Origin of the sequence: Finegoldia magna (assembly GCF_018371055.1) — a bacterium.
GTDB classification, from domain to species: domain Bacteria; phylum Bacillota; class Clostridia; order Tissierellales; family Peptoniphilaceae; genus Finegoldia; species Finegoldia magna_I.
Window position 1 is genome coordinate 1 of record NZ_JAGYZD010000012.1, and the last position, 17,316, is coordinate 17,316.

Below are 17,316 nucleotides of genomic sequence, written 5' to 3' on the forward strand. Positions count from 1 at the left end.
TTATAACTTAAGTTTAATGAATAATAGACCTAGAAAATGTATACAATATAAAACACCTAAAGAAGAACTTTTTGGTTTCTTACCATAGGTGTTGCATTTTATTTGACAATTCGTCTATTGGAAAAAAATATATATTAATGGTATTCTATATGTAAAGAAAAGGGGTATAAGATGGATTCAGATTTATTATTATTTTTAAGTAGTTTGAACACGAATTATAATTGGATAGGTCCAATTCTTGAAAATTATCGCACTTTAGATGATATTATCTACGATAATACAAAAAAACTTTTAGGAGTAGACCCTAAAATCTACGAATTTATACTAAAGAATATGAAAAAATTCGATATAAATTTGTACAAGGAAAAACTGTGGAAGAATAGTATAAAATTTACTACATACGGTGATTTAAAATACCCAAAAAAATTACTAGGAATTGACAATGCACCATATACTTTGTACTATAAAGGTGATTTGACTGAAGATTTCGATAATTGTGTTTCTTTTGTAGGAGCTAGAAAATGCAGTCAATATGGATCTTATGCTTGTAAAAAATTTGTTTCGGAAATCTCACAATATAAAATACCCGTAGTTAGTGGATTGGCTCTTGGAATTGATAAAATATCTCATCAAACTGCTCTTGAGAATAATAATAAAACAATTGGAGTTTTGGGGTGTGGAATAGATCAAGTATATCCAAGGAGTAATTATAGAGTGTTTCAAGATATGATTTCATCACATAACGGAGTAATTATAAGTGAATATCCTTTTGGAATAGCACCATTGCCATATAATTTTCCTTTTAGAAATAGAATAATCTCTGGGTTATCACTTGCAACTGTCGTTGTTGAAGCAAAAGAGAAAAGCGGTACATTAATCACATCATCTTATGCCTTGTCTCAAGGTAGAGATATATTTGCTGTTCCAGGAAATATTAACTCAGTTTATTCAACCGGAACTAATCAATTAATAAAAGATGGGGCTTACATATTAACTGACGTTTTGGATATTATAACTCAAATCCCTGAATTTCAAAATAAATATATAGAAAAACCACAATTGAGTTTTGATTTGAATGAATTAGAGCGTAAAATATTTAATTTATTGAAAATTGACGCGAATTCACCAGATGAAATTTCTTTAAAATTGAATGAAGATATTTCTGATGTCTTGATGAGTTTAACCAAAATGGAATTGTTGGGAATTGTTGTGGATATTGGAAGCAAATACTCATTAAAGTAGATTCAATAATGTGATATAATAACATTGGAATTTTAAAGAGGAGAATGATATGGACAAAAAACAATTAGCTATTAATACTATTAGATTATTATCTGTAGAAATGATTCAAAAAGCGAATTCAGGTCACCCGGGACTTCCTTTAGGTGCAAGCCCTATGACATTTACATTATTTAACGATATAATGCATTTTTCACCAAAACACAGCGATTGGATAAATAGGGACAGATTTATTTTATCAGCTGGTCATGGTTCTGCAATGTTATATTCACTTTTACATTTATTTGGATTTGGAATATCAGTAGATGATTTAAAAGAATTTAGACAATACAACAGCTTAACACCAGGACATCCAGAATATTTGCATACAAAAGGAATTGATGCGACGACTGGTCCTTTAGGACAAGGATTAAGTATGGCTGTTGGTATGGCAATTGCTCAAGAATATTTGGCTAGCCAATTTAATACTGAAAACCACAAAATTTTTGACAACTATACTTACACAATTGTTGGTGATGGTTGTCTTCAAGAAGGAATAACTAATGAAGCTAGTTCAATAGCTGGATCATTAAAACTATCAAAATTGATTTGTTTATATGATTCTAACAATATAACAATTGAAGGCGATACAAAAAATATTTTCTCAGAAAATGTCAGAGCTAGATATGAAGCATTGGGCTGGGATACTTATTTTGTAGAAGATGGAAATGATATAGACAAAATAAGAGAAACTATTGAAATTGCGAAAACAACTGATAAACCATCATTTATTGAAATAAAAACAAAAATTGGTTATGGAAGTGTCGTTGAAGGGACTGCAAAAGCTCATGGTGCTCCAATTGGCGCAGAAAATATTCCAAGTTTAAAAGAAAAATTAGGATTAGACTTTACAGAAAAATTCTATATTCCACAAGAAGTAAAGGAACTTTTTGAACAATCAGCTTCAGAAAAGGAAAAATATTATTCTGAATGGGAAAGTATGTTTGAAGACTACAAACAAACTCACAAAGATCTTTATGATAAGTTAATGAAATTCTTATCTAAAGAAACTCATGAAGATTATTTAACATCTAAAGAGTTTACTAGCTTTGAAAAAGACGATGCCACAAGATCATATTCACATGTTTTATTAAATAGATTAAAAGATAAGCAATTAAATATTGTTGGAGGATCAGCTGATTTAGCTCCTTCTAATAAAACTTTTATGGATGGTTTAGATGTGTTTACACAAACTAATAGATCTGGAAGAAACATACAATTTGGCGTTAGAGAACACGCAATGGCAGCTATCACGAATGGTATCAGTTTGTATGGTGGATTGATTCCGTATTGCGCTACGTTTATGATTTTCTCAGATTATTTAAAACCAGCGATGAGATTGTCAGCTTTAATGAAGAGACAAGTAATATATATATTGACTCATGATTCAATTGGTGTTGGAGAAGATGGACCTACTCATGAACCTATAGAACAATTAGCAATGCTTAGAACTATTCCAAATCTTAATACTATCAGACCTGCTGATGGATTTGAAACATCAATGGCATACAAGATAGCATTAGAAAATAAAGAAACACCAACAGCCTTGGTATTATCTAGACAAAAATTAGTAAATTTAAAAGAAACTAACGAAGAAGCTCTAAAAGGTGGATATATTCTTAAAAAACAAGAATCTCCTGATTTAGTTATTATAGCAACAGGTTCTGAAGTTAAACTTGCATTAGATGCAAGTGAAGCTCTTGAAAAAGAAGGAGTTAAAGCTCAAGTTGTATCAATGATGTGTCAAGAAATTTTTGACAAACAAGATCAAAAATACAAAGATTCTGTTATTCCAAAAAATGTAGAAAAAATAGTTAGTATTGAATGCTTGTCAACTTATGGATGGCAAAAATATACAGGACTTAATGGATTAAATATCGGTATAGATGGATTCGGTATGAGCGCTCCAGGAAGTAAGATAATGGAACATTTTGGATTTACAACAGAAAAAATAGTTGAAAAAATAAAACAATATTTATAATCAATAGGCCGTCAACAGTTTTGTGTTGATGGTCTTTTTGTTTTAAAATTTAATCGTTTTTAAAATTGAAATACTAATTCTTTTATGGTATATTTTTTATGGGAATATTAAAATAAAGTTAAAGAATCGTAAAGAGGTGGATATGTTAAATATTGTTCTTTTAGAACCTGAAAAGCCTTCAAATACAGGGAATATAGGAAGAACTTGTGTTCTAACTAATTCCAGATTACATTTAGTTAGACCTTTTAGCTTTAGACTAGATGACAAGTTATTAAAGAGGTCTGGAATGGATTATTGGGATAAAGTTGATTTAGTTATTCATGATGATATGGATGAATTTTTAGAATATATAAAGGGAAATGATAGAGTATTTTATGTCGAAACTTTTGCAACAAATTATTATCATGAGCTTGAATATCAAGATGGAGATTTTTTCGTGTTCGGAAAGGAATCTTCAGGTATAGATAAAGATTTAGTGGATAAGCACAAAGATCATTCTATAAAGATTCCAATGAATATGGGAATTGATAGATCATTAAATTTAGCAAATTCTTGTAATATAGTTTTATTTGAAGCATTAAGACAAATAGATTTTCCAGGATTAAAGTAGGAGGTTTTATGGATATTATAACTCCGGTTTTAGGGGGATTGGCACTTTTCTTGTTTGGAATGACAATAATGGGTGAAGGTCTTCAAAAATCGTCAGGTAATAAGTTAAAAAAGATAGTAGGTTCTTTAACTAGGAATAAATACATAGGTGTGTTACTAGGTATAGTAGTAACAATGGTAATACAATCATCATCTGCAGCAACAGTAATGGTTGTGGGATTTGTAAATGCAGGGTTAATGCCTTTGAATCAAGCTGTTGGAGTAATTATAGGAGCAAATGTCGGAACTACAATTACTGCGCAAATAATAGCTTTTGATATAGCAAAATATGCACCTTTAATTGTGGCTTTTGGTGTGCTTTTGTACATAAGTGAAAAGGATGATAGAAAAAAGAATTTAGGCGAGGTTTTTGTTGGCTTAGGTTTAATTTTCATTGGAATGAATACTATGGGAGATGGGCTAAATCCATTATCTAAAGAATTGTGGTTTAAAAATGCCTTATTAAAATTAAACTCACCAGTAATCGGCGTTTTTGTAGGATTTTTCTTAACAACTGCAGTACAATCATCTTCTGCTTCCATTGGGTTAATACAAGCTTTAGGAAAACAAGGATTACTTACAATAAATCAAGCTGCTCCATTATTACTTGGTGGAAACATTGGTACAACTACTACTGCATTATTGTCTTCTATTGGTGCTGGAAAAAACGCCAAAAGAGCAGCAATAATACATTTATTATTTAATCTTATAGGTACTGTTATAGTGCTTATATTCCTAAATAAATTGATGCAAAACATAGTATACATGTTAACTCCATTAAATGTTTCAAGACAAATAGCTAACTATCATACTTTGTTTAATGTTATAAATGTTGCTATACAACTTCCAGTTTCAAACTTTTTAGTTAAAGCTGCTATGAAAATTGTTCCAGGAGAAGAACACGCAAAAGACTTACAATATTTAGATGACAGAATTTTGGAAACTCCTTCTATTGCAGTTGAACAAGCTAGACTTGAAGTTATTAGAATGAGTGATATAGTTTATCAAAATTTTAAAAATGTTGATGAATATTTTATGACAGGTAACAAAAAACTAAGATCAAAAATATTAGAAGAAGAAAAAAGAATTAATAATTTGGAAAAACATATCGTTGAGTATCTTGTAAAATTATCTAACAAATCAATTTCAGATGAAGAACACACACAAATTTTTATTATGCAAGATATGCTTAATGATCTTGAGAGAATAGGAGATCATGTTGAAAATATATGTGGAATTGTAACTCTTATTTATGATGAAGAAAAAGAATTTAGCAAAGTAGCTATCGATGAATATAAAGATTTATATTCAAATGTAGAAAATGCAATAATAGATTCAACTATGGCATTTAAAAACAATGACCAATCATTGGCTTCTAAGGTCGCAAACATTGAAAATAATGTAGACTTTTTAGAAAAAAAATATAGACATAATCATATCAAAAGAATTAACAACAATGAATGTGATTCCACTGTTGGAGTCAATTTCTTAGATATTCTATCAAATTTGGAAAGAATATCTGACCATTGCACCAATATATCCAATTATACTCTTCATATTGAGGTATAGAATTTGATTAGTAAGATTATAAATTGGGTATATAATATAAGTATGTATTATGAAATATTTCAAGGAGGATTAAATGAAAGTAGCAATTAGTGGATTTGGAAGAATAGGTAGAGATGTAACAAGAATTTTAATACAAAAAAATGACCCTGATCTTGAATTAGTGGCATTGAACATTACAAGTGACCTTAAAACAAATGCACATCTTTTAAAGTATGACTCAATTTATCGTACTTTTGAAAAAGACGTTGAAGTATTAGCAGATGACAAAATTAAAATTGGTGATAGGGAAATAACTGTCGTAAATAACAGAAATCCAGAAGAATTACCATGGAGAGAATTAGGTGTTGATCTTGTTATTGACTCAACAGGCGCTTTTAAAGACAAAGAAGGTTTATCAAAACATCTCAAAGCAGGTGCAAAGAAAGTATTACTAACTGCTCCAGGCAAAGCTGATGTTAAAATGATTGTAGTTGGTGTAAATGATAAAGAATATGATCCAAAAACTGATGATATTATATCTAATGCATCATGTACAACTAACTGCTTAGCTCCAGTTGCTAAAGTTTTAGATGATGAATTTGGAATTGAAAAAGGTTTAATGACTACAATTCACGCTTATACTAACGACCAAAACATTCAAGACGCTCACCACAAAGATCTAAGACGTGCGAGAGCAGCTGCTTTAAGTATGATTCCTACAACTACAGGCGCTGCTAAAGCTGTTGGTAAAGTTCTACCACAATTAGAAGGTAAAATGACAGGACTTGCAGTGCGTGTACCAACTCCTACTGGATCAATTACTGATTTAACAGTTCTTTTAGGTAAGGAAGTTACAAAAGAAGATATCAATAATGCTATGAAAAAAGCTAGTGAAGGCGAATTAAAAGGCATCTTAGGATATTCTGAAGATCAATTAGTATCTTCAGACATCATTGGAGATGAAAGAAGCTCAATATTTGATGCTGATATGACTTATGCTTTAGGAAATATGGTAAAAATTGCTTCTTGGTATGACAACGAATGGGGTTATAGTTCAAGAGTATTTGATTTAGCAAAGATTATAGCTACAAGATAATAAAACTATTAAGAGTCGATGGTAAAATATTTTTGCAATCGACTCTTTTCAAAGAAAGGTTAATCTATGAATAAAAAAACACTAAAAGATTTAAATGTTGAAAATAAAAGAGTATTAGTTAGAGTAGACTTTAATGTTCCTATTAAAGATGGTATTATTACTGATACGAATAGAATAGAAGCATCTATCGCAACAATAAAGTATTTAATAGATAATAATGCTAAAGTTATTTTAATGAGTCACTTAGGTAGACCAAAAGGCGAACCAAAACCTGAATTCACATTAAAACCGGTTGCAGAAAAGCTTTCAGAAATTATTGGACAAGAAGTAAAGTTTGTAGATAATGATAAAGTTGTAGATGATTCTGTTATTGAGCAAAGTAAGCAATTACAACCTAAAGAAATTATGTTAATTCAAAACACAAGATATAGAAAAGAAGAAGAAAAAAATGATGAAGAATTTTCTAAAGAATTATCACAATTAGCTGATTTATATGTAAACGATGCTTTTGGAACAAGCCATAGAGCACACGCATCAAATGTAGGAGTGTCTAAGTTCTTACCAAGTGCTGTAGGATTTTTAGTTCAAAAAGAAATAGAAATAATGGGTAAAGCTCTTGAAGATCCAGAAAGACCTTTTACAGCAATATTAGGTGGTGCAAAAGTTTCTGATAAAATTGGAGTAATTGAAAATCTATTGGAAAAAGTTGACACTATACTAATTGGTGGTGCTATGGCATATACTTTCATCAAGTCACAAGGAAAAAATGTCGGTAAATCTTTAATCGAAGAAGATAAATTAGATTTAGCAAAATCACTATTAGAAAAAGCCCAAGAAAAAGGGGTTAAAATATTCTTGCCAGTTGATTTTGTCGCAGCTAAAGAAATGACAGAAGAATCTGATTCAAAAGTAATTGGTATAGATGAATTTACGGACGATATTGCAGGATTTGACATTGGAACTAAAACTATAAAGATTTTTGATGAAGAAATACAAAAGTCCAAGACTATTGTATGGAATGGACCAATGGGTGTATTTGAAATCAAACAATTTAGTAAAGGTACTTTTGAAGTTGCAAATTCTTTAGTAAAATCTGATGCTACAACTATTGTTGGTGGTGGAGATAGTGCTTCAGCAATTGCAAAATCTGGAAATAAAGACAAAGTAACACACGTTTCAACAGGCGGCGGAGCTTCTTTGGAATTCTTAGAAGGCAAAGTCTTACCTGGTATTGATTGTATTGATGAGAGATAGTAATATGAGAAAACCATTAATTGCAGGAAACTGGAAAATGAATATGACAGATGGAGAAACTAAGCAGTTTCTAAATGATTTAAAGAATTTCGAAATTTCTGATAATGTAGAAGCTTGTATAATATCTCCATTTACATCACTAAAAACTCTCACAGAAGCTTTAAAAGGTACAAATATTTCTACTGGAGCACAAAATATGTATTTCGAAGATAGTGGTGCATTTACAGGAGAAATTTCTCCGAACATGCTGAAAGATCTAGGAGTTGACTATGTTATAATTGGTCATTCTGAAAGAAGAACTATTTTTAAAGAAGACGATGAATTGTTAAATAAAAAAATAATATCAGCTTTAAATCACAATCTTAAGCCAATACTTTGCTGTGGAGAAAACTTAGAACAAAGAGAATCTAATAATCACGAAAAAATTGTAGAATCACAAATAAGATCAGACTTAAAAGGAATAAGCGAACAAGATTTAAAATCTAAACTAGTAATCGCTTATGAGCCAATATGGGCTATTGGAACTGGTAAAACAGCTTCAAGTGACGATGCACAATCAATGTGTAACTTTATAAGAAATTTATTGGCAGAAATGTATAGCAAAGATCTGGCTGATTCAATTAGAATACAATATGGTGGAAGTGTAAAACCTGAAAATGTAACTGATATTATGTCTAAAGAAGACATTGATGGAGCTTTAGTAGGGGGTGCAAGTTTAGAAGCAGAAAGTTTTTCTAAACTAATTAATTATGGGAAATAAGAAAGACAAATTAATTCTTGTAATCTTAGACGGTTGGGGATTAGGCAAAGACTATCCAGGAAATGTTATTAAGTTAGCTGATACTCCAACTTTTGATAGACTAATGAGTGAATATCCAAATTCACAATTGATTGCTTCAGGAAATGAAGTAGGTCTTCCGGCAGGCCAAATGGGAAATTCCGAAGTAGGACATATGAATATTGGTTCTGGTAGAATAATTTATCAAGATTTAAGTAAAATTACTAATGACATAGGATCTGGAAAATTTTATGAAAATGAAGTTTTAAAAAATATTATCTTAAAAACTAAAGAAAAAAATAAAAAACTTCATCTACTGGGATTAGTTTCTTTTGGTGGAGTTCATTCTCATTATGACCACCTTGTAGCAATCCTTAAAATGTGCAAAAAATTAGATTTTTATAATGTAGTAGTACATTGTTTTACAGATGGAAGAGACGTATCACCAACATCTGCAAAAAATGATTTACAAAAATTACAAGATGATATAAAAGAAATTGGTGTAGGTAGAATTGCTACTGTTTGTGGTCGATATTATGCAATGGATAGAGACAAGAGATGGGACAGAGTAGAAAAAGCTTATAATTGCATAATCAATGGTCAAGGAAATAAAAGCAATGATCCAGTCAAATATTTACAAGATAGTTATGATAAAAATATCACTGATGAATTTATTGAACCTTGTTCAATAGTCGATGAGAATAATAACGTAGCAAAAGTAGAAGATGAAGATTCTTTTATATTCTTTAATTTCAGACCAGATAGAGCAAGACAACTTACAAGAGCTTTTGTAGACGAAGATTTTGATGGTTTTAAAAGAACAAAATACAAAGGTATTTCATTTGTAACAATGACAGAATACGATAAAACTATCAAAAATGTTCAAATAGCTTATCCAAAACAAGGGTATAATAATGTATTAGGACAAATTATTTCTGAATACGGATTAAAGCAATTAAGAATTGCAGAAACTGAAAAATATGCACATGTAACATTTTTCTTTAATGGCGGTATCGAAAAAGAATTCAAAAATGAAGATAGGATACTAGTTCCATCTCCAAAAGTATCAACTTACGATCTTAAGCCAGAGATGAGTGCTGTAGAAGTTAAAAATCATGTTGTTGATGTTATTAATAAAGATATTTACGATTTAATAATATTAAACTTTGCAAATTCAGATATGGTTGGTCATACTGGTGTAATTTCCGCAGATAAGAAAGCCGTTGAAACTGTCGATAAATGTTTAGAGGAAATTTTACAAGCTATAGATAAAAACGGAAATTATCATGCATTGATAACTGCTGATCATGGGAATAGTGAATATTTGATTGATGAAATGACAGGTGGGCCATTCACGGCACATACAACTAATCCTGTGCCTTTTATAGAATATCCTGACAAAGATATCGAGTTGAATAATGGTATCTTAGCTGATATAGCACCAACAATTTTAGAATTGATGAAAATAGATAAGCCTTCAGAAATGACAGGTAAATCTTTAATTAAAAAAGGAGAATAAATAATGAGCTCAATAATTGACATTTATGCAAGAGAAGTTTTAGATTCTAGGGGAAATCCTACAGTTGAAGTTGAAGTTTATACTGAAGCAGGAGCAATGGGATCAGCGATAGTTCCTTCAGGTGCTTCTACTGGAGTACACGAAGCAGTAGAATTAAGAGACAATGATGAAAAAAGATTTTTAGGAAAAGGTGTTGAAACCGCCGTTGATAATGTAAACTTAGAAATAGCAGATGAATTAGTAGGCTGGGATGTATTTGATCAAGTTGGAATAGATAATTATCTAATAGAATTAGATGGCACTGAAAATAAATCTAGACTTGGAGCAAATGCTATTTTAGGTGTTTCTTTAGCTGTTGCAAAAGCTGCTGCAGATGAAAATGGACAAAGATTATTTGAATATATCGGTGGAGTAAACGGTAAGACTTTACCTGTACCAATGATGAACATTTTAAACGGTGGACAACACGCTGATAATAATGTTGACATTCAAGAATTTATGATTATGCCTGTAGGTGGAGAAAACTTCAAAGAATCTTTAAGAATCGGTACTGAAGTATTTCATAATTTAAAAAACGTATTAAAATCTAGAAAACTAAATACTGCTGTTGGAGATGAAGGTGGTTTTGCACCAAATCTTGAATCTAACGAAGAAGCTTTACAAACTATAGTTGAAGCTATTAAAAAAGCTGGATATGAACCAGGAAAAGATGTAATGATTGCTATAGATGCTGCAGCTAGTGAGTTTTATGAAGATGGTAAATACAATATGGCTGGAGATAATGCAGTAAGAACTAGCGATGAAATGATTGAATATTACAAAAACTTAGTTGAAAAATATCCTATTATTTCAATCGAAGACGGATTAGCTGAAGATGATTGGGATGGTTGGAAGAAACTAACTAAAGAATTAGGATCTAAAATTCAATTAGTTGGTGATGATTTATTTGTTACAAATGTTAAGAGATTACAAAAAGGTATTGAAATGGGAGTATGCAATTCCATTTTAATAAAATTAAATCAAATAGGAACTTTAACAGAAACTCTAGATGCAATAGAACTAGCTAAAAGACATGGATATACAGCTGTAATATCTCACAGATCCGGAGAAACTGAAGATACAACTATTGCCGATGTTGCTGTTGCAACTAATGCTGGCCAAATTAAAACTGGCTCAACTTCAAGAACTGACAGAATCTGTAAATATAATCAATTATTAAGAATTGAAGATATGCTAGAATCTACTGCAGTATATGATGGAATAAAAACTTTTTACAATTTAAGCAAATAATGAAAATACAAGGAATCACAGCGATTAGTAGCTGTGATTCCTATTAATTAGGTGTAAAATGCTAATCACTACGGTAATTTTAATACAGATAATTTTAACAACAATTTTATACATATATTTCAACCCAATATTTATAGCAGTTGATGTAGTGATTACAGGAATACTTCTGTTTAAAGATAAGAAGAAACTTATTATATCTCTATTGGTATTATTTCTAACTATTTTTCATTTAAACATTATTAATGATAATTACAACAATATCAAGGATAATGAATTTGTAGATATTAACGCTGTAGTAATCAATAAAAACAGATCCAATAAAAAGTATATTGTAAAGGTAACTAATCAACATAATGTAAAATTTTTATTAACCACAAAAAAAGATTTGAATATTGGTGATATTGTTAATATAAGATCAAAAGTTAATAAAGCATATACTAATGGTAATCCATATATGTTTAACTATAAATTTTATTTACTAAAAAACAACATATATGGAGATATATACTGTAGAACTGATCCTGATATAATAGGAAAATCTAACTCACATTTATTAAGAATTAGAAGTAAAATTTTAAACCACATAGTTTTTAAATTAGATTCTAATTTTAACGAAAATGAATCTTCTATATTAAAGTCTGTATTTACAGGATTTAATTTCTTGAGTGAATATTACACAAATGATGTTAAAGTATTAGGAATAAGTCATGTATTCGCGATAAGTGGTCTACATATTATTATTTTATACACGATTTTTAATAAATTCTTTGGTATTTTTAAGATCAACAGAAAAATTATTTCTTGGTTATCTTTGTTTCTCATTGCAATTTATGGATATGCAGTAGGTCTACCTTCATCTATAGTTAGAGCATTTATTATGTTATTTATAGTTGAATTATCAAATCAAATGCAAATAGACTGGTATAATTTAAATAATCTAATTATTGCAGCTATCATAATTTTGCTTGTGAATCCATACAATCTATTTGATGTCGGATTTATTTTTTCATTTTTAGCAACATTTACAATACTATATTTATATCCAAAATTCAAAAAGCAAAATAGAAAAGTACGTAATTATTTGATGCTTTCCACTTTGGTTTATATAATATTATTGCCAATACAACTGAGATTTTTTAACGAATTTACATTAGGATTTATCGTTGGAAATACCATTATTTTACCAATTTTTACACTCATCATCCAATTATCGGCTATTGTACTTTTAATACCTAATAGCTTTAATTATGTATTTGTTCAGCTCATTAAATTTTGTTTAAAAATTATAAATTATATCTTCATTACAATTGATTCATTTAATGTACAAATTCATAGTTTTATGAGCTTTTCCCTTTTAATGATAATTGTTTATTATATAATAATATTTGCAATTTATAACAGACATTACATTACAACTTTAAACGACTTTAATAAACAAACCTTAAAAAATATGTTCTTTATAAGCGTAATTATGCCTGTAATTTTAAATATCCTTAATCCCATTACTACTATAAACTTTGTGGATATTGGTCAAGGTGATTGCTTACTTGTAAGACAATATTATAAAAATTTTATGATAGATACTGGAGGTTCATATAAATCAGAAGATAAATCTGGAACTTACCTTGTAGAATATCTAAATAAAATAGGTTTAAATAGTCTTGATTATGTATTCTTGACACATTTTGATGAAGATCATAGTAAGAATCTAATTGATATCAATAAATCTTACAATCCAATAGTTTTATCTAGAACTAATGGAGAAAAAGTATTAAGAAGCAAGTATAACCAAAATAACCATTACGTAAATTTGCAAGATAATCAATTAATAAAAATGGGAAATGTTTATATCAAGGTCATCGATAAGCCAATCAGCGATGAAGAGAACGATAAATCTATAGTTTACAAAGTATATGTTAATGATATTTCTTTACTAATCACAGGAGACATTTCTGGAGAATATGAAAGAAATATTTTAAATGAAGATATAACATCTGATATATTGAAAATCTCTCATCACGGAAGTAAAAACAGTTCAGATTTAAATTTTTTAAAAAAGGTTAATCCCAAAATATCTATTATTTCTGTAGGTCTAAGAAATGATTATGGACACCCACATCATGAAACACTAGATAATTTAAATAAACTAAATATTCCAATAAAAAGAACTGATAAAGATGGAAACATTGAGATTGTCTCAAGCAAGATATTTAATACTATAAGATCTAATAGAGATAAGTATTCGATTTATAATATTTTAGTGAAAGAACAAAATTCAATTATTACAACAATTTTCGTATTATATTACTTTAAGAGTAGAGGAGCAAAAGATGGATTTTTCATTGGCGAAACAAAAATTAGATAATAATTTGTTGTCTAATCTAATTTTAATACACGGAGAAGAAAAGTTTTATATAGAAAAATATCTGTCATTAATAAAAGAGCACTACAAGGCTCAAAGTTTTGATGAGTACGAAATATCAGATTTCGAAAAAATATATAGTTCTTCTGAAACTATTCCTATGTTTAGTGATAAAAGACTCATTTTAATCGATGATGTAGATTTAACTAAAACAGGAATTTCAAAAAACAAGGAAAGTATTGATAATTTATTACCTTATATTAAAGACATTCCGGAGTATACTTTGATTATAATGACATCATACGGAAATGTATTTAAGTCTAAATTTTTAAAAGAAATAATAAACTATGGATCAGATATTGAATTCAATAAGTTAAACAGAAATCAATTAAAAGCTTATATAATAAATTACCTAAAAGGGAAGAAGATTAATAATAATATCGTTAACATTTTTATTGAATATTCTCTTTATCTTATAAAAAATTCTGAAAAGACTTTAATTGATGTTAATAATGAATTAGATAAGTTTATAAATTTAGAGAAAGATGAAATAACAGAACATGATTTGAATTCTCTAATAAATCAATATGATAAAAATATTTTCGATTTAACAGATTCAATAGCATCAAAAGATTTATCTAAGACGATATATTACTTAAATTTACTTATAAATGACACATCAGACACTTTTAAAGCACTTCATATGGTTATTAGATTATTTAGAAATTTATTATATATAAAAGAACTTCTACGTTTGAAAGTTTCGCAAACTGAAATCACAAAGAGAGTAAAAATATCATCATACGAATTAAATAAAGTTCAAAGTTTTGTGAAAAATTGGAGATATGACCAGTTAAGATTTGCGATTCATAAAATGTATGAAATAGAAACTACATTAAAAACAAATACGTTAAATTCTAAGTACTATATAGAAAATAGTATTTGCGAAATTTTAGCAAAAAAATAAAGGTTGAATTTACTTCAACCTTTAAATAATGTAATGGATCCTTTACATTATTTCTATGCTAATTTGTTTAATTCTTTAGCCATTCTGCTAATTTTTTTAGCTGCACTGTTTTTAGAAATTGTGTTCTTACTTGCAGCTTGGTCAATCTTTTTAGTTGCTAAATTAAATAATTTAGTAGCGTCTTCTTTATCGTTTTTTTCAACAGCTGCTTCAAATTTCTTAATGAAAGTTTTGATAGCTGATTTTTTAGATTTATTTCTAGCTGTTTCAAGTTTAGTTACATCAATTCTTTTAATTGCTGATTTAATATTTGCCATAATATCCCTCCTTTATTTTTGAACAGTGTTATTATTATACACTATAGAATTAATTATTTCAAGTAATCTAGAACATTAATTGTAAATTATGTTATAATAGGTTGGTAAAGAATGGTGATAGTATGAAGAAATTTTTAGATAGTAAGTTTTCAAATTTGCTATTTGCAATATTTATAGCTTTAGTAGTATGTTTCGTAATAAAAACTTTTATTTTAGAAACACAAATAGTAAAATCATCAAATATGAGTCCCACTTTAACTTCTGGAGATTTTGTTCTTATTAATAAATTAAATAAAATAACAGGATACATTAAAAAAACTGATATAGTTAAGTATTATGATGAGAAAAATTCAGAATCTAGTATTGCAAGGGTAATTGCAATGCCTAAAGATTCAGTGGAAATTATAAATGATGATATTTTTGTTAACGGAAAAAGAATATATGAACCCTATATTTTATTGCAACAGTCAAAAAAATTAAACAATAATAAATGGGTATTAAGTAAAGATGAATATTTTGTTATAAATGATGATAGAGAACTAGATAATTATAATGACAGCAGGTACATAGGGCCTATTAATAAAGATTCGATAATCGGTGTTGTTTTTTTTAGGTTATATCCTGTTGATAAAATTGGTTCGATTTAGGAGATTTAAATGAAACACGATAAAAAATACATAAGAAATTTTTCAATAATTGCGCATATAGATCATGGGAAATCCACATTAGCTGATAGATTGATTGAAGAGACTGGTATGCTTACTCATAGAGAAATGAGTGAACAGGTTTTGGATTCTATGGATTTGGAACGCGAAAGAGGTATAACAATCAAATTAAAAGCCATTAAATTATCTTATAAGGCTAAAGATGGTAATGTATACAATCTGAATTTAATAGATACACCAGGTCATGTTGACTTTACTTATGAAGTAAGTAGGTCATTAAAAGCTTGTGAAGGTGCAGTTTTAATTGTTGATGCAACGCAAGGTGTAGAGGCTCAAACATTAGGAAATGTATACTTGGCTATCGACCAAAATTTAGAAATTTTGCCTGTAATAAATAAAATAGATTTACCAAGTGCCGACATTGATTTTGCCAAAAAAGAAATAGAAGATATTATTGGATTAGATGCTGAAAATGTTCCTGCAGTATCGGCAAAAGAAGGAATAAATATAGTAGATGTTTTAGAAGACATAGTAAACAATGTTCCTGCTCCAGTTGGGGACGAAAATAAGCCTTTAAAGGCATTGATATTTGATTCATATTACGATTTTTACAAAGGTGTTGTTGTTTATGTCAGAGTTTTTGATGGTTGTATAAAGCCAGGATCAGAAATTTTAATGATGTCTACTAACAAATCATTTGAAGTTACTGAATGCGGTTACACATCTTCTGGTATGGTTAGCACAGATGAAATTAACGCTGGAGATGTAGGATATGTTGTCTGCAGTATCAAAAATGTAAAAGATGCTAGAGTAGGTGATACTATAACAGATAAACATAATCCTGTGGATAAACCTCTTGAGGGATATAAGCAAGTTACACCAATGGTTTATTGTGGTATTTATCCTGCTGAAGGTGAAGATTTCAATTCTGTAAGAGATGCACTAGAAAAACTTCAAGTTAATGATGCAGCATTGACATTTGAAAATGAAACATCAATCGCACTAGGTTTTGGATTGAGATGTGGATTTTTAGGGTTGTTACACATGGAAATTATACAAGAAAGATTGGATAGAGAATTTGACTTAGATATCATTGCTACAGCACCAAGTGTAATATATAAAGTTCATAAAAAAGATGGAACTGAAGTAGAAATACAAAATCCTACAAATTTCCCTAAGGAAACTGAAATTGACTATGTTGAAGAACCAGTTGTCCATGCAGAAATCATGACTCCTACAGATTATGTCGGAGTAATTATGGAACTTTGTCAGGGAAAAAGAGGAACCTTCATAGACATGACTTACCTAGACGAAAAAAGGGTAACAATAAAATACAAATTACCATTAAATGAAGTAATTTACGATTTCTATGACGCCTTAAAATCAAAAACAAGAGGTTACGCATCTTTGGATTATGAATTAATTGGTTATGAAAAATCTGATTTAATAAAACTTGAAATAATGATTAATTCAGAAAAAGTTGACGCATTAACATTAATTGTTCACGAAGATTTAGCTTATGAAAGAGCAAGAAAAATCGTAACAAAACTTAAAGATGAAATACCAAGACATCAATTTGTAATTCCTGTACAAGCTGCAATAGGAAATAAAAT

Annotated in this window: 14 protein-coding genes; 13 read left to right on the forward strand and 1 reads right to left on the reverse strand. The window is 29.0% G+C overall.

Annotated features, from left to right (window positions below; translation table 11 throughout):
• Positions 1 to 171: 171 nt before the first annotated feature.
• The 11 genes from dprA (at position 172) to holA (ending at position 14,721) form a co-directional block, all read left to right on the forward strand.
• Positions 172 to 1,242 carry a DNA-processing protein DprA gene (gene dprA / locus KHW44_RS01220; protein WP_304064926.1) on the forward strand — a complete coding sequence of 357 codons (1,071 nt, stop codon included), beginning with the start codon at positions 172 to 174 and terminating at the stop codon, positions 1,240 to 1,242.
• Positions 1,243 to 1,291: 49 nt separating this feature from the next.
• On the forward strand, positions 1,292 to 3,259 hold the full coding sequence (gene tkt, locus KHW44_RS01225; protein ID WP_304064928.1) for a transketolase: 1,968 nt from the start codon (positions 1,292 to 1,294) through the stop codon (positions 3,257 to 3,259).
• 142 nt (positions 3,260 to 3,401) lie between these two features.
• Positions 3,402 to 3,869 carry a tRNA (cytidine(34)-2'-O)-methyltransferase gene (locus KHW44_RS01230; protein ID WP_304064931.1) on the forward strand — a complete coding sequence of 156 codons (468 nt, stop codon included), beginning with the start codon at positions 3,402 to 3,404 and terminating at the stop codon, positions 3,867 to 3,869.
• Between the two features lie 8 nt (positions 3,870 to 3,877).
• Positions 3,878 to 5,476: a Na/Pi cotransporter family protein gene (locus KHW44_RS01235; protein ID WP_304064934.1), complete on the forward strand. Its 1,599-nt coding sequence runs from the start codon at positions 3,878 to 3,880 to the stop codon at positions 5,474 to 5,476.
• 73 nt (positions 5,477 to 5,549) lie between these two features.
• Complete coding sequence (gene gap, locus KHW44_RS01240; protein WP_304064938.1) at positions 5,550 to 6,551, forward strand: type I glyceraldehyde-3-phosphate dehydrogenase; 1,002 nt, start codon at positions 5,550 to 5,552, stop codon at positions 6,549 to 6,551.
• Between the two features lie 66 nt (positions 6,552 to 6,617).
• Positions 6,618 to 7,805, forward strand: coding sequence for a phosphoglycerate kinase (gene pgk, locus KHW44_RS01245; RefSeq protein ID WP_304064940.1), 1,188 nt, complete (start codon positions 6,618 to 6,620; stop codon positions 7,803 to 7,805).
• A gap of 4 nt (positions 7,806 to 7,809) precedes the next feature.
• A complete protein-coding gene (gene tpiA, locus KHW44_RS01250; RefSeq protein ID WP_304064944.1) occupies positions 7,810 to 8,565 on the forward strand; it encodes a triose-phosphate isomerase in 756 nt (251 codons plus the stop codon).
• Positions 8,555 to 10,102, forward strand: a complete 1,548-nt coding sequence (gpmI, locus tag KHW44_RS01255) for a 2,3-bisphosphoglycerate-independent phosphoglycerate mutase (protein WP_304064947.1) — start codon at positions 8,555 to 8,557, stop codon at positions 10,100 to 10,102. The genes tpiA and gpmI overlap by 11 nt, the downstream gene beginning before the upstream one ends.
• Before the next feature lie 3 nt (positions 10,103 to 10,105).
• Positions 10,106 to 11,392 (forward strand): phosphopyruvate hydratase, encoded by a 1,287-nt coding sequence (eno, locus tag KHW44_RS01260; RefSeq protein WP_094224715.1) that lies wholly within the window; start codon positions 10,106 to 10,108, stop codon positions 11,390 to 11,392.
• Between the two features lie 58 nt (positions 11,393 to 11,450).
• The gene (locus KHW44_RS01265; protein WP_304064953.1) at positions 11,451 to 13,757 is read left to right on the forward strand and encodes a DNA internalization-related competence protein ComEC/Rec2; all 2,307 of its coding nucleotides are present in this window, start codon (positions 11,451 to 11,453) and stop codon (positions 13,755 to 13,757) included.
• Entirely contained in the window at positions 13,723 to 14,721 is a 999-nt protein-coding gene (holA, locus tag KHW44_RS01270) for a DNA polymerase III subunit delta (RefSeq protein WP_304064956.1), read from the forward strand. The genes KHW44_RS01265 and holA overlap by 35 nt, the downstream gene beginning before the upstream one ends.
• A 53-nt stretch (positions 14,722 to 14,774) precedes the next feature.
• On the opposite strand, the gene rpsT is transcribed toward holA, so the two are convergent.
• Positions 14,775 to 15,038 (reverse strand): 30S ribosomal protein S20, encoded by a 264-nt coding sequence (rpsT, locus tag KHW44_RS01275; RefSeq protein ID WP_002836452.1) that lies wholly within the window; start codon positions 15,036 to 15,038, stop codon positions 14,775 to 14,777.
• Positions 15,039 to 15,160: 122 nt separating this feature from the next.
• On the opposite strand from rpsT, the gene lepB reads away from it, so the two are divergent.
• Complete coding sequence (gene lepB / locus KHW44_RS01280; protein WP_094203665.1) at positions 15,161 to 15,685, forward strand: signal peptidase I; 525 nt, start codon at positions 15,161 to 15,163, stop codon at positions 15,683 to 15,685.
• A gap of 9 nt (positions 15,686 to 15,694) precedes the next feature.
• On the forward strand, positions 15,695 to 17,316 hold a 1,622-nt coding region (gene lepA, locus KHW44_RS01285; RefSeq protein WP_304064961.1), incomplete at its 3' end, for a translation elongation factor 4.

What these genes read in the sequence shown, in the direction of transcription:
- holA (WP_304064956.1), top strand. Translation starts at nt 13,723, where the DNA reads ATGGATTTTTCATTGGCGAAACAAAAATTAGATAATAATTTGTTGTCT.
- eno (WP_094224715.1), top strand. Translation starts at nt 10,106, where the DNA reads ATGAGCTCAATAATTGACATTTATGCAAGAGAAGTTTTAGATTCTAGG.
- KHW44_RS01265 (WP_304064953.1), top strand. Translation starts at nt 11,451, where the DNA reads ATGCTAATCACTACGGTAATTTTAATACAGATAATTTTAACAACAATT.
- gpmI (WP_304064947.1), top strand. Translation starts at nt 8,555, where the DNA reads ATGGGAAATAAGAAAGACAAATTAATTCTTGTAATCTTAGACGGTTGG.
- lepB (WP_094203665.1), top strand. Translation starts at nt 15,161, where the DNA reads ATGAAGAAATTTTTAGATAGTAAGTTTTCAAATTTGCTATTTGCAATA.
- gap (WP_304064938.1), top strand. Translation starts at nt 5,550, where the DNA reads ATGAAAGTAGCAATTAGTGGATTTGGAAGAATAGGTAGAGATGTAACA.
- tkt (WP_304064928.1), top strand. Translation starts at nt 1,292, where the DNA reads ATGGACAAAAAACAATTAGCTATTAATACTATTAGATTATTATCTGTA.
- KHW44_RS01235 (WP_304064934.1), top strand. Translation starts at nt 3,878, where the DNA reads ATGGATATTATAACTCCGGTTTTAGGGGGATTGGCACTTTTCTTGTTT.
- KHW44_RS01230 (WP_304064931.1), top strand. Translation starts at nt 3,402, where the DNA reads ATGTTAAATATTGTTCTTTTAGAACCTGAAAAGCCTTCAAATACAGGG.
- pgk (WP_304064940.1), top strand. Translation starts at nt 6,618, where the DNA reads ATGAATAAAAAAACACTAAAAGATTTAAATGTTGAAAATAAAAGAGTA.
- dprA (WP_304064926.1), top strand. Translation starts at nt 172, where the DNA reads ATGGATTCAGATTTATTATTATTTTTAAGTAGTTTGAACACGAATTAT.
- rpsT (WP_002836452.1), bottom strand. Translation starts at nt 15,038, where the DNA reads ATGGCAAATATTAAATCAGCAATTAAAAGAATTGATGTAACTAAACTT.
- tpiA (WP_304064944.1), top strand. Translation starts at nt 7,810, where the DNA reads ATGAGAAAACCATTAATTGCAGGAAACTGGAAAATGAATATGACAGAT.